This window comes from Myxococcus hansupus, assembly GCF_000280925.3.
Lineage (GTDB): Bacteria > Myxococcota > Myxococcia > Myxococcales > Myxococcaceae > Myxococcus > Myxococcus hansupus.
Window position 1 is genome coordinate 2,975,437 of record NZ_CP012109.1, and the last position, 13,690, is coordinate 2,989,126.

The window sequence follows — 13,690 nt, forward strand, 5'->3', positions numbered from 1 at the left end:
ATTGCTGCTGCTGTGTGCCCCGGCCTGGGCGGACACGCTCGAGATTCTCGGGCCGTCGTCCGCCGTGGCGCCGGATGGCTTCCCCGTGGCAGTGGTCCGCAGGGATGCAGCGGGGCGCCCCATCCCGATGAGCCCGCCCACGCTGTCCGTCGAAGGCGCGGAAGCGCGGGGTGGTGAGGCCCAGCCGCCGCTGCACACGTTCGTGGTGGTGCCTCGGCCGGGCGCGCGCGAGGTGGCGGTGCAGGCGCGCGTGGACGGGCTGGAGGCCCACGCGCGCTACATCCTGGGCCCGCAGGCGGCCGACGTCCGGTTGTCGCTGGAGCCTCCCGCGCCCGTGAAGGGGAAGGACAAGGAGGCCCAGCTCACGGTGCGCATGGTCCGGCCGGATGGCACCGCGGATGACAGCGGCGCGCCGCCGGTGGTGCGCGTGAGCGTGGGGCGCGTGGAGGGGTTGGAGCGCACCGGACCGGGCACGTATCGCGCGCGGTATGTCCTGCCGGACACGCGTTATCCCGAAGTGGCCATCCTGGTGGCGTTCTCCGCGTGGCCCAGCCCGCAGTCGATTCATGGCGCGTACGGCCGGGTGCTCGTGCCGCTGGCCGCGGCGGTGAACCTGCCGGGCACGACGGAGCCGGACGCGGAGATTGCCATCGACATCGCGGGGCAGACGTTTGGCCCGGTGGTCGCGGGACACGACGGCCGCTTCCGCGTGCCCATCATCGTGCCCCCCGGGCATCGCATCGGGCAGGGCCGGGTGGTGGACAAGGTCGGCAACGTGCGGCGGATGCCCATCGACCTGCGGCTGCCTCCCACGGATGGCCTGGCGTGTGTGCTCCAGCCGCAGCGGCTGCCCGCGGATGGCGTGTCCCAGGCCCGGCTCGTCTGCGCGACGAGCGATGCGATGGGCGCGCCCGTGGAGGACGCGCGCGTCACCGCGCAGGCGCGCCACGGCACGTTGCGTGGCCCCACGCGCGCGCCGGGCGGGTTGCTGGAGTGGCGCTACACCGCGCCGCGCACGCTGACGGCCGAGGAGCGCATCGAGGCCGCGTGGCCCCAGCGCGGGCCCGGCTCGCGCGAGTCCCCGGCGCTGGAGCTGGTGCAGGGACCGGCGGTGGAGAGCCTCGTGAGCGTGGAGGAGTCGCTGGTCCACCGTGGCGCGCGCACGCATGTGACGGTGTCGGCGCGTGATGCGTTCGAGCGTCCGCGTCCGGGTTCGACGGTGGAGTTGAACGCGCCCGTTGGCGAGTTCTCGGCGCCGGTGGAAGCGCCGCCGGGGACCTTCACCAGCACGTGGTCGATTCCCGCGGAGGGCGACGCGGGCGAAGTGGAGCTACGAGCCCGGGCCTGGGGGCCTTCGGGGAGCGAGCCCGCGCGCCTTCGCGTGTGGCTGGCGGAGGGCTCGCTGTACGCGGGCGTCTCGGACCTGGCGGGGCTGCCGGTGCCCGCGCAGGCGCTGCGCGTGGATGGCCATGAGGTGGTGACGGGCGTCGACGGAACGGTGCGGCTGGGCCCCGCGCTTCCGGGCAAGGTGGAGCTCGCGCATGCGGTGTGGACGGGGCTGACGCGGACGGTGCATGTGCTGGGCGCGGACGGGCCTGTCTTCCCGATGGAGCGTCCCCTGGTGCCTTCCTTCGTGGCGCAGCCCGTGCGGCTGGCGCCCGCGGTGCCGGTGAACGTGCGGATGCAGGTGGCCGGTCCTCGCGTGACGTACTGGGTGGAGGACGCGAGCGGGCAGGTGCTTTCGGGACGGAACGTGTTCGTCTCGCTGTCCACGGGCGCGAGGACGGACGAGGTGACGCAGGAGGGCCGCACGTCGTTCACCGTGCGCGCCGCCGGGCCGGTGAGTGTCTCCGTCGCGGACGTGGCCACGGGCGTGACGGCGCTGGCGGAGGTCCGTCCATGAGGGCCGCGCTGGCGTGTCTCGCCGCCGCCCTGTGGCTCGTGCCCATGGGCGCGTGGGCCCAGGCCCTGTCGCTGGACACGGCCTCGCAGGCGTCCACCATCGCGGGCCGCGTGTGCCAGGACCTCGATGGCGACGGGCTGTGTGGCGTGGACGAGCCGGGCCTGGCCCATGTCCGGCTGGTGCTCACCACGGGCCGGGATGTCCGCACGGACGCGCAGGGCCGCTTCCACATCACCGGCGTGGACGCGCGGGTGCCGGATGCGGTGGGCGGGCTGCACCTGCGGCCAGGGCGTCACCGGTTGAAGGTGGACACGCGCTCGTTGCCGGTCACCCACCGCGTGAGTCCCGAGGCCGCGACGCTCGAGGTGCCGTGGGGCGCCGTCGTGCTCCAGGACTTCGCCGTACGCGATGTGGCCGTGGCGGCGGCGCCCGTGCGCCTCTCCTTCACCGAGGCGCCTCCGGTGGCGGAGGTCGTGACGGGGGAGGGCGCGGTCCGCTTCCGCGTGGCGGGACAGGCGTCGGCGGGCGACCGCGTCACCGTGGCGGGCGTGGCGGCCCAGGTGGACGAGAAGGGCGCGTGGCAGGCGCAGGTGCCGCTGGTGGGCGGAGAGAACAGGCTGCCCATCACCGCGACGTCTCCGGAGGGGCAGGTTCGGTTGTTCCGTCAGCGCGTGGACGTGGTGTCGCGCGAGGGTGGGTGGCTGGTGGCACCCCGGCCGATGTTGCCTGTGGCGACGCTTCAGTTGCCTTCGGGCCGGGATTCGCCCGCGGCCAGCGGACTCGCACGGGTGCGCGTGGAGGCGCCCGCGGGGACGCGTGTTGGCGCTCCGAGCGGGGACGTGGTGCTGGGGCCGGAAGGCCGCGTCGATGTCCCCGTGGTGCTGTCGCCGGGCCTCAACACCGTGAAGCTTCGCGTGACGTTGCCGGAGGAGGCGCCGCGCGACGAGACGCTGGAGATGACCGCCGCGGTCCGGTCCTTCGCGGTGGGGTTGTTGGACGTGGAGGCGACGTACGCACCGGCCACCGGCGATGTGCAGCTTCGTGGACGTGGCTCCGCTCACGCGGAGCTGCGGCTGGGCGCGGTGGACCTCGTGGGCGAGCTGGACCTGCGTGACACCGATGGGCGCACGTTGAAGGGCGCCGGCCTCCCGGATTGGCTGCGGCCGCGTGTGCCCGAGCGCTTCGACCGGGCCGCGGATCCAGACCTCGCGCCAGCGGAGTGGGGCGACGACTCGGTGTCGCTGACGCCCAACGCCACGGAGTCGCGGCTCCGGTTCGAGGCTCGGCACGCGGAGCTGGGGCGCGCGGGTCTGGGCACCTACCGCGCGCTGATTCAGGACCGCGAGGTGGGCCGCTACCACCGGCCGCTCTTCGGTCCCTACGCGGAGCTCCAGGCGGGCCAGGAGTCGGCGCGCGTGGGCGTGAATGCATTCGGTGGAAGCCTGACGGACCCGGTGCGGCAGGTGTCCGCGGTGCCCGCGCACGAGGAGCTGCGCGCCACGGGCGGCAGCCTGTACTACCTGGGCGCGGCGTCGGTGGCGGAGGGCTCGGAGCTGGTGCGCGTGGAGCTGCGCGACGGCGTCACCGGCCTGCCCCTGGGCGAGCGGCACCTCATTCGCGGCGTCGACTACGACATCGACTACTTCGCCGGACGCATCCTGCTCGCGCGGCCGTTGTCCTTCCTCGCGGGCGACGCCTGGTTGCGGACCGGCTCTCCCACGGAGACGCCGGAGCCGGTGCTGGTGGTGGACTACGCGGCGCTGCGGCTCGCGGACGGTGGCGATTCGGTCGGCGGTGAAGTGTGGGCCGAGTGGCGCGGTGCGCGGCTGGGCGTGGGCGCGGTGCGCGAGGGCCGGGAAGGGCGCCCGTATACGCTGTACACGGGACGCGCGAGCACGGCGCTGGGCGCCTGGCGCGTCGCGGCCGAAGTGGCGTCCAGCCGAGGCACGGCCGTGGACGCGTCCTTCTTCGGCGTGTCCGATGACGGTGGCCTCAGCTTCCTCCGGCCCCGGCCGGACGCGGGCACGGGCGCCGAAGCCGTGAGCCTCCAGCTTCACGGACCGGGGCTCTCGGGCGAGGGGACGGTGGACGCGGCATTCCGGCTGCGCGGGCGCGGCTTCTCCGACGGCTCGCACACCGACGTCGCGATGTTCCGGCAGTCGTCGCTCCGGATGAAGCAGCCCTTCGGACGGCTGCGGCTGACGCTGCTGGCGGATGAGCGGCGCTCGGCCGACCCGCGTGAGCCCTTCGTGGACTCGCCGTTCTCCGCGCAGGTGCTCGGGGCGGGCGTGGGCTGGGAGGAGTCGCGGTGGGGCGTGGGCCTGGAGGTCCGTGATGCCCGTCTGCGCGCCGCCCAGGTCGCGGGCGTGGGCCCGGCGTTGTCCGGTGGCCGAACCTCCGCGGGCGTGAGTGGCTCGCTGCGGGTCTGGGACCGTTTGCGCCTGCGCGCGGCGCACCGGCAAGCGCTGGCGCTCCACGGCGAGGGCCCGGGGCGCTTCGATGACACCTTCACCTCCGTGGGCGTGGACGTGGAAGTGGACCGCGACACACGGGCGGGTGTGTCCGGCGGCTGGGGACCGGAGCTGGGACCGCGTGCCTGGGCCAACCTCGAGTCGAGGCGGGGCCAGGACGTGTTCTATGGCGGATACTCCGTGGATGTGGACGGGCCCGACTACGGCGCGGGCCGCACGGTGACGGGCGCGCGCACGGAGCTTCCGGCGAGTGGCACGGCGCTCTTCGTGGAGGACGTGGGTTCCCATGACGCCACGGCCGTCCGGCTGGCGCGCGCGGTGGGTTTCCAGCAGCAGCTCACGGGCGGCTTCAGCGTGGGTGCCCGGTACGAGCGGGGCGTGCGCAGCCTGCTGGACGTGGACAGTCCCCTGGAGCGTGAAGCGGGCGGTGTGTTCGGTCAGCTCGTCTTGCCGCGCCTTCGTGTGGACGGCCGGGTGGAGCTGCGCCGGGAAGAGGGCACGTTGGAGCGAGGCTCCTCCGCCCCCGTGGACCGGCTCCAGGCGGTGGTGGCGCTGGCGGCGCAGGCGCAGTTGCTGGAGGACGTGACGGCCTCCGGGCGGCTGGACTTCGCGCGCACCGTCAACTCGGACGTGCTGGAGACGCGGTTGGTGGAAGGCTATGCCGCCCTGGCCTGGCGGCCTGGACCCTGGCTGGTGGTGGCGCGCTACGGCATCACCCGCGAGCTGCTGCCGGGGCTCCGGTCCGCGTTCGGTGACAGGGCCTTGCAGACCTTCTCCCTGCTGCCAGCCGTCCGCCTGGGAGACCGGCTCTCCGTGGCGGCGGGGCTGCATGCGGGCCGCTCCAGCGTGGAGGACGCCTCACGGTGGGTGTGGACGGGCACGCTTCGCCCCGCGGTGCGTGTGGTGGGCGGGTTGGAGGTAGGTGCCGAGCTGGCCCGTCGGACCGCGTCTCCTGAAGGGGAGCGGCTGACGGCGGTGCGTGCGGAAGTCGCCTATCGGGTGGACGAGCGGCTGCGATTGGCCACCGGGTACACACTTCTGGGGTTCAGCGGTTTGGGGCTGGAGCCCGGCTCGTCAGACAATCAGGACCGGCTCTACCTTCGAGCCGAAGTGGCCTATTAGGAGCGAGTCGTGCGTCCCCACCTCGTCATCAGCCTCTGCTTGGGTGTGGCCACCGCGGCCCACGCGGAATGGGACGTCACGGAGGTGCCGGGCATCGCCCGGTCGGTGGACGTCTTCGCCCCGGGTGTCTACGCGGTCTCGACGACGAATCAAACCGAGCTGCACCGGGGCTCGGGGACGCAGTCCCTCCTCTTCCTGCACTCGGACGTCTTCGGCACGTTCCTGTCTCCCGCGGGGTGCTTCGCCGTCGTCGTGCGCTCGGGCGACATCATCAGCCACGAGAACTGCCGCGCGGCAGGCAACATCATCCCGCCAGACCCGGTGAGCACGGTGGTGGGCGTCCGGCGGATGAAGCACACGCCGTCGGGCACGGGCTACGCGGCGGTGGCGCTCTCCGATGGTGGGTTGACGCTGCTCACCGCGTCTCAGGGCGTGGTGATGGGCCCCACGCCGTGGACGCCCCTGGCCATCGACGCGGGGTTGATGTCTCCGACCGATGTCCTGAGCGTGGTGGAGACGCAGGATGGCGCGCCGCACGCGCTCTTCAGCGTCACGGGGCACTCGCGCACGGAGCTCCTCTGGTACACGCGGGACCAGCGTCAGGCGCAGATGGTCGTGCCGCCGTTGCTGACGACGCTGTCACCGCGGACGGTGGACCTCTTCGCGGGGGATGGGCCGTACCCCATCGCTTTGTTCGGCAATGACGACGGGCTCTTCCGGGGCGCGCTCGACCCGAGCGGGACGATGTTCGAACCCGTGATGCTCCCGGACGGGCAGCCCGTCCGCATCACCTCGGTGGACGTGAACACCGGGAATGGGAGCGTCCGGGGCGAGGGCTTCGGGCTCGCCGTGGGACAAGGCGCGAATGGCGAGCCGGTGGTGCTGGGCGCCGTGCCTGGCTCCAGCGCGGAGCGAGCGGGCCTCCAGTGGCGAGTCCATCCCGCGTTCGACGGCTCGGCGCTCCCGGGCTCGCCCGTGGCGGCCCCGCTGGAAGTGTCCTGCGTGGATTCGTCCTACTGCGTGTTCATCCTGGACCAGCCGGGCTTCAACGTCGTGTCGTACTCCAACGTGAACGCGCCGGTGCTCGACGTGGGGAACACGCCCATCCTCGTCGAGGAGACCGGGACCGCGACGGCTCGATTCACTGCGACGGACGCCGACTTCGATGCGGTGCGCGTCTCGGTGGATGACAGCGCCTCCGCGGGGCTGCTCGCCGTCAACACGGTCGAGCGTCCCGATGAACTCGACGTGACGCTGATTCCGCAGCGGCCCGTCTGCCGGGACGAAGACGGCCAGTTGCACGTGTTCGCGTCGGATGGACTGGCGGCGCACGACAGGGAGGCCGTCGTCTCGTTTCGCGTGCTGAATGTGCAGGGCCCCCAGCGGCCGAGCGTGACGCCTCAGCGCGCTTCGACGATTGCGTCGGGCGCCCCGCAGGTGTTCACCGCGCAGCCCGTGGTCGAGGAATGCCCGTCGGTGACCTACACGTGGGAGCCCGTGGCGGGACAGTCGGGTGCTCCCCTTCTCACGCACTCGGGCGGCGCGCAGGCCAGCTTCACCCCGCCAGAGGTGCTGTGTCAGGCCTCGGGGGTCAGCTATTCGTACGAGCTTCGAGGCCTGGACGAGGGAGGGCTGCCCTCCAGTGCGCCGACGCTCTTCACCGTGGACGTCGCTCCGTGGGGCCGGCCGCTGGCGCCTTTCGGAGCAGGGGCGGTGCGCCGCCTGATGTCCGGTCCAGGCGCGAGCGTGGAGCTGGCCCCCGATACGTTGCACACCTGCTCCGGCACGCCAGGGCTGCCGGCCATCGAGACCGAGTGGTCGCTGTCGGAGCCGGGCTCGGGCTTGCCTTCGGGAATCACCGTGAGGACCGCGGACGGCGCGCCGGTGACGCTGGACGCGCCCGTGTCCAGCGAGCGCCTGCGCGTGGAGGCGGCGGACTGCAGCCTCGCGACGCTGTCGTTCGCCGCGAAGAACCGCATCCCCGTCACCGGGGGCGGCGTGCAGGACGGCCCCGAGGCCCAGGTGCGCGTGGTGGTGGAGCCGTCGCTGGAGGATGTGAGTTCGGGCACGCTGGAGCTGGGGGTGACGCCCTCGGGAGACGGGCAGGTGGACGTCTTCCTGGACACGTCGCTCAACTGCGTGGAGGCCCGGGCATTGAAGGCGCGGGTATTCGTGGAGACGCAGAGCGGTGAGGCGTTGGCCACGGACGTGGTTCCGGTGCCCGGGACGTGGCGTCCTCAGTTGCCGCGCTCCTGCACCGCGGAGTCCTACCGCATCCGTGGCGAGCTCTTCGACGACAGCAGCGGCACCGTGCAGGAAGGTGGCCGTGCTGAAACGGAGCTGTCCAACCAGCCGCTGCCCGCGGAGCTGGGGGCGCTCGAAGCCGGCGCACTGGTGGCGCGATGCGGCTCCGGAGCGAGCACCACGCTGACGCAGACGATTCCCGCGAACGCTTGCGGCGACGTGGCCGTCTCCTGGTCTCAGGTGGGCGGGCCCGCGCTGGTGGAAGCGTCCCTGTCCGGGCGGACCGTCACGGTGAGCACGCGTGACACGGCGCTGGAGGAACTGGTGGGCCAGTCCATCACCCTGCGCGTCCTCGCGGATGCGGGTGGGGGCAACTCGGCCGCGACCGACCATGTGGTGCCCATCACCGCCGAGCGCTTCGTGGACGTGCGGCACACGACGGAGGCGCCCTCCGCGTCGGAGAAGGGGCTGGTGGGCGTGTTGGTGGAGCTGCGCAATACGTCCGAGTGCGAAGTGGGCACGCTGCGCTACGTGGAGCATGTGGACGGGCTGGAGTGGGTGCCCGGCAGTGTGAAGCTGGACGGCGTCGACGTGGAGACCCAGGCGGTGGAGGGCGGCTTCGCGGTGGTCGACGTGCGGTTGCCCGCGCGAGGGACGCGCACGCTGTCCTACGTGGGCCGCGTGCCGCTGCTGGCCACGCCGAAGCTGGGCGGCGAGATGTCCCTCAACGGCGTGCCGGTGTCGGGGGAGGCCTCGGTGCCTCCGCCGGCGCAGAGCTGCGGCTGCTCGGGCGGCGGCTCCGGGGTGGCGCTGTTCGGACTGCTGGCGCTGACGCGGGTGCTGCGCCGCCGGAAGTAGCGCGGCTACAGGCCGAAGCTGATGCGGTGGCGGCGGCTCGGCGTGTCGGGCCGCTCCTCCAGGATGCCGAGCAGCTCCAGCGCGCGCAGCGTGGCCAGCGTCTGGCGCTCGGACAGGTCCGTGAGCGTGAGCAGATCCTCCACTGTCTTGCTGCCATCCGCGTAGGCCAGCACCAGCGCCTGGGGGCCCTCGAGCTTCAACTCGTGCAGGCCATACGGGGCGTCGGCGGTGGGGAACAGGCGCCGCGAGCGCGGCATGTGCTGGCGCAGGGCCACCAGTGTCTCCGTCTTCGCCACGCCTTCCAGCACCAGGTCGCCGGGGAAGACGGACAGCTTCACCAGGTCCGTGCGGCGGGGCCGCATGGCGCTGAAGCCAAAGCCGCCTTCCTTCCAGGCGAAGGTGGACGCGACGATGTCCTTCACCTGCTCCTCGAGCAACTGCTTGCGCTGGGCGGCGTCAATCAGGCCCATGCGAATCATGGCCTCGCCCGTGCGCAGGCCGTGCTCCTTCGCGTAGGCGGCGACTTCCGGCAGTTGCGACTCGGGCAGCACGCCGCGGCGGGCGCAGAAGCGGCCGAAGCGCTCCGCGGCCAGATTGGACGCGGCGTACACGATGTTGCCGGATTCGAAATAGACGACCTTGAGCACCGCGCCTTGCTGGAGCTTCAGCTCCCCGTGGTGGCGCGCCTCGTAGTACGCGTTGAGCAGCCTCGGGACGGACGTCTCCTTCAGCTCGCCGCCGAGCGACCACGTGGGCAGCGCGCGCCGGGGCGGCGGGGGCTCGGAGGGCGTGGCCGTCTCGCTCCACACCTTCTCGCGCATGCCGAAGGGCAGGGGGAGGGCGTGCTCCGCGTCGGAGGGCTCCGGGAGGGGATCCGTGCTGGGGACGACTTGAAGGGGCTCGGAGGAGCCTCCGGACTCGGGGGGAAACTCTTCCAGCACGATGAGGTCCTCGGCGTCGAGCAGCTCGTCCAACAGCACGCTCTCCGCGATGGGCGGGGGAGCGCGCGGTTGGGGGGACACGCCACCGGCCTGCTCCAGGGCCTCCATGACGGTGATGAGGTCGAACGGCTTTTCGAAGAAGGCGCGGGCCCCGTGGACCTGCACGGCTTCCTGGGCGAAGCGGTCGCCCTTGTACACGCCGCTCACCGCGAGGGCGGGGATGCCATGGGCTCGCAGCGCGGCCAGCACCTCGCTGCCTCGGATGTCGGGGAGCAGCAGGTCCACCAGCGCGGCGTCCCACCGGGTGTTCGGACCGAGCGACTCCAACGCGGCCTCGCCGGTGGAGGCGGCCTGCGCCTCGTGGCCACGGCTTTGCGCCATGGCGACGATGAGGGAGGCCAGCTCGTGGTTGTCTTCGACGATGAGCAGTCGCGCCATGGGCGCGCAGACCATAGCATCCGCGTCATGGACGTTCAGGGCTTCCACCACGTGGCCATCCAGGCGAAGGACATCGAACGCGTCACCGGGTTCTACAGGGACCTGCTGGGCTTTCCCGAGTTGACCCGGCATCTCCGTGCGGATGGCTCTCTCCGGAGCATCTGGGTCGGCGTGCCAGGGGGCGGCTTCCTGGCCATCGAGGCGGCGGGCGGGGAACCCGCGTCCACGTCGTTCCGTCATGACGCGCCGGGACTGCTGATGCTCGCGTTCCGGATTCCCAAGGCCGCCCGGGCTGGGGTCGTGGAGACCTTCTCCCTGGCGGGGGTGCCACTGGAGCACGAGACCCGGTGGTCCGTGTACGTCCGGGACCCGGAGGGGAACCGCGTGGCGCTGAGTCATCACCCGGAGGACTAGGACGCCCGGCGCGGGTGCGGGTGTGCTTGCGGAGTGGGATGGGGCACGGCTACAAGCGGCCCCATGCGCCTGGGTGAACAGCTCCTGAAGGATGGTCTCGTCTCCGCCGACGGGCTCGAGGAAGCGCTCGAAGCCCAGGTGGTGCATGGCGGGCGGCTGGGCACCAACCTGGTGGAGCTGGGGCTGCTGACAGAGCAGGACCTGTCGAAGACGCTGGGGAAGCTTCACAACAGCGCGTTCGCGTCCGGGGAGATGGTGCCCGACCCGAAGGCGATGGAGCTGGTCTCCCCGAACCACGCGGACGACAAGGAGTACCTGCCCATGCGGGTGGACGCGACGCGGCTGAGCCTCGCCGTGGTCAACCCGCACGACTTCGCGACGCTGGACGCGATCGCGTTCCGGACAGGCAAGCGCGTGGTGCCGGTGGTCATCCCCGAGTTCCGGATGAACCAACTGCTGCGCCGGTACTGCAAGGCGTTCCGGCCGCTGCGCGCCATCGACATGAACGCGGTGCGGCTGCGGCCCGCACCGGGCTCCCCGGCTGAATTGGCGAAGGCGGAGGAGAAGCCGCCCGACCTGATGAGCGAGGAGGAGTTTCAGTCCGTCTACGCCTCCGCGCTGCGCGGTGGCGCGGACTACGACGACTCGGACCTGGGCGAGGAGGAGATCATCACCGGCGTGGAGGTGCTGGAGCCCGCGCCGATGGCTCCGGTGGCCCAGGCCCCGGTGGCGCCGCCCATGCCGCCGCAGGTCGCGGCCCGGCCGCCCGTGGCCCCTCCGCTGGGGGGCATGGCGCCGCCTCCCGTGGGTGGCATCGTGGTTCCGCCGCCCATGGCGCAGGTGCCGGCGGCCGCGCAGATGGACGCCGCGCTGGGTGGGGCGGAGGCCACGGCCCCCGTGCAGCCGCCTCGTGCGCCGGAGCCTCCTCCGACGCCGCTCACCTTCGCGGAGGCGCAGGCGGAGCTCGCGCGCAGCTCGGACCGCGAGGACGTGGCGCGCACGGTGCTTCGCTTCGCGCTGGGCAAGTGGAAGCGCAACCTCCTGCTGTCGGTGCAGGGCAGCCTCGTGACGGGCTGGCACGGCATGGGCAAGGGTGTGCGCGACGCGGTGGTGCGGCGCATCGGCGTGCCGCTGCGCGAGCAGTCGACGTTCCGGCTCGTGCGTGACACGCGGTCGCACTACATCGGCCCGGTGCGCCGTGATGCGGCCATGGGCGTGTTCTACAAGTTGATGGGCGGCGGTTTCCCGACGACGGCCGTCATCCTCCCGCTGCTGGTGCGCGGCAAGGTCGTCCACCTGCTCTACGTGGACAACGGCCCCGACCAGCTCACGCCGCCCGACGTGGGGGAGCTGCTCATCCTCTCGCAGAGCGTGAACCGCTCGTACGAGGCGATGATGCGGCGCCGGAAGAGCGCGTAGGGGGATGCGTTCGCGGCGTTCGGCGCTACCGAACGCCCATGCCGCGTCACATGCTCGCGACGAGGTGAAGTGGCGCCGTCATGCAGCGGACGGCAGGTACGCCAGAAAGGGATCCAGCGCTTCGGACTCAATACGAAGCTGGGGGAGCCCCTCTCCGAGGTCGAGGATGTCGACGTTCATGAAGAAGTGGAGCTTCCTCGTCCTCACCTGGATGTCAGACCAGGGAATGAGGAGCGGGGTATGGAACATCCGCAAGACGTAGAGCGGAGCGAGGTAGAGGCCTCTCTCGTCGCCACCGACGGTGATGTAGTGCTGGTAGGTGACCCGACCTACCCGTGCCCAGACGAGGTACTTCCGCCGGTCCGGTTCGAACTCGCCTGCGGAGTATCGCTTCGCGAGGCGCCGCCAACCGCTCACCGTGGCTTGCACGAAGCTCGCGATGGAGAAGATCCCCGCGGAAGACGAAATGAGGGCCGCGATTTGCAGTTCATCAAGGGGGGCGTGCATGGTCGTGGCTTGGATGGTACCCGGACTTGCGCCAAAGCCGCTCAGGCGGGGAGCGTCTCCACCTCGAACGTCATGCCCGCGCGGCGCAGCCGTTCCACCAGCTTCATGCCCATGCAGGACGCCGGAGTGAGGACGCCGCCGCCCTTCTTGGGGACGTCATCGAACGCGAGGCTCAGCGCGGACTCGGAGAGCATACGCGCCGTGGCCGCGTAGCCCGGGTCTCCCTGCGCCGCCACCTTGCCCTTCACGCGCACCTGCTTCCCCGTCTTGGCCGAGGTGCCCTCGCCCATGAGGCGCGCGACGAAAAAGCCCTTTTCACGCGCCTCCGCCGAGGGGCCTTCTCCCGGCGCGGGGAGCACCTTCGTCTCCAGCAGCTTGCGCAGCGGCTTCACCTGCGCCGCGGCGACGAAGCCACCCAGGATGCCCACCGTCACACCCGTGGCGGTCAGCAGGCCCTTGGGCCCCGTGCCGTAGCTGGCGACCTCCGCGTACCGGAAGCCCTCACCCCAGGGGTGGCCCAGCAACGCGTTGCTGCGCCGGACGACGCGCGTGTTGACCGACGCCATGAAGAAGGGCCCCGTCCACTGGCCCACCTCCTGGCTGTAGTGGACGCCAAACGCATCGCGCGACTCGGGGCGCCACGGGCCGGGGACGGGGTCCAAGCCATGCGGGTGCGCCATGGTCTTCCGGACCTGCCGGTCCGTCGATGCATCCTCCATGGCTTGCAGCATGCTCGCAGCCGTTCCGCCGCTGGCGCCGCCGCGCATGGGACCCATGTAGAGGCGGACGCCATCCAGGTGGCCCCCGTGCGCCTCGCGCATGTGGTGCTGCATCATCAACACGCCCAGGTCGGACGGAATCGAATCGAAGCCGCAGGTGTGCACGATGCGGGCGCCCGTCTTCTGGGCCGCTTCGTGGTGCGCATCAATCATGCGGCGCATCCACTGCACTTCCCCGGTGAGGTCGCAGTAGCTGACGCCCGCCCGGACGCAGGCGGCGACGAGCTCGCTGCCATAGCGCGCATAGGGGCCCACCGTGGTGCAGACGACGCGGGTGCGCGGCACCAGGGCGTCCAGCGACGCGGCATCCCGTGCATCCGCGACGAGCAGCGGCAGCTCGGAGAAGGCGGGGGCAATGGCCGTCAGCCCCTGGCGAACCTTCTCCAGCTTGCCCAGGTCGCGGCCCGCGAGGGCCCACCGCGCGCGATGCGTGTCCTGCGTCTTCGCGAGGTACTCGGCCACCAGCCGTCCGGTGAAGCCCGTGGCACCCCAGACGACGATGTCGAACTCAGCGGTCGGCTTGCTCATGGGCGCGGGAGTCTTGTCCCACCGCCTGGGCGCCGCAACCGCGGCGTGAAGAGACTGTTCACGCCG

The 13,690-nt window shown here is 71.8% G+C and carries 8 protein-coding genes; 5 read left to right on the forward strand and 3 right to left on the reverse strand.

What is annotated here, in order from left to right:
• Position 1 precedes the first annotated feature (1 nt).
• From A176_RS11835 to A176_RS11845, 3 genes are read left to right on the forward strand one after another with little or no spacing between them, the layout of a single operon-like run.
• Positions 2-1,903: a hypothetical protein gene (locus A176_RS11835; protein WP_002639437.1), complete on the forward strand. Its 1,902-nt coding sequence runs from the start codon at positions 2-4 to the stop codon at positions 1,901-1,903.
• Positions 1,900-5,496: a hypothetical protein gene (locus A176_RS11840; protein WP_002639436.1), complete on the forward strand. Its 3,597-nt coding sequence runs from the start codon at positions 1,900-1,902 to the stop codon at positions 5,494-5,496. Before A176_RS11835 ends, A176_RS11840 begins: the two co-directional genes overlap by 4 nt.
• A gap of 9 nt (positions 5,497-5,505) precedes the next feature.
• Complete coding sequence (locus tag A176_RS11845) at positions 5,506-8,598, forward strand: hypothetical protein (protein WP_002639435.1); 3,093 nt, start codon at positions 5,506-5,508, stop codon at positions 8,596-8,598.
• 5 nt (positions 8,599-8,603) lie between these two features.
• On the opposite strand, the gene A176_RS11850 is transcribed toward A176_RS11845, so the two are convergent.
• A complete protein-coding gene (locus A176_RS11850; protein WP_002639434.1) occupies positions 8,604-9,992 on the reverse strand; it encodes a DUF4388 domain-containing protein in 1,389 nt (462 codons plus the stop codon).
• 12 nt (positions 9,993-10,004) lie between these two features.
• Here A176_RS11850 and A176_RS11855 point away from each other — a divergent pair, with 12 nt between their 5' ends.
• Positions 10,005-10,391, forward strand: coding sequence for a VOC family protein (locus A176_RS11855; protein ID WP_002639433.1), 387 nt, complete (start codon positions 10,005-10,007; stop codon positions 10,389-10,391).
• A 63-nt stretch (positions 10,392-10,454) separates the two neighbouring features.
• The gene (locus tag A176_RS11860) at positions 10,455-11,810 is read left to right on the forward strand and encodes a GspE/PulE/PilB domain-containing protein (RefSeq protein ID WP_002639432.1); all 1,356 of its coding nucleotides are present in this window, start codon (positions 10,455-10,457) and stop codon (positions 11,808-11,810) included.
• A gap of 78 nt (positions 11,811-11,888) precedes the next feature.
• Here A176_RS11860 and A176_RS11865 read toward each other — a convergent pair whose 3' ends face one another.
• Together A176_RS11865 and A176_RS11870 are read right to left on the reverse strand one after the other, a co-directional pair.
• On the reverse strand, positions 11,889-12,317 hold the full coding sequence (locus tag A176_RS11865) for a hypothetical protein (RefSeq protein WP_021780897.1): 429 nt from the start codon (positions 12,315-12,317) through the stop codon (positions 11,889-11,891).
• A 41-nt stretch (positions 12,318-12,358) separates the two neighbouring features.
• Positions 12,359-13,624 carry a saccharopine dehydrogenase family protein gene (locus A176_RS11870; RefSeq protein WP_002639430.1) on the reverse strand — a complete coding sequence of 422 codons (1,266 nt, stop codon included), beginning with the start codon at positions 13,622-13,624 and terminating at the stop codon, positions 12,359-12,361.
• Positions 13,625-13,690: the final 66 nt, after the last annotated feature.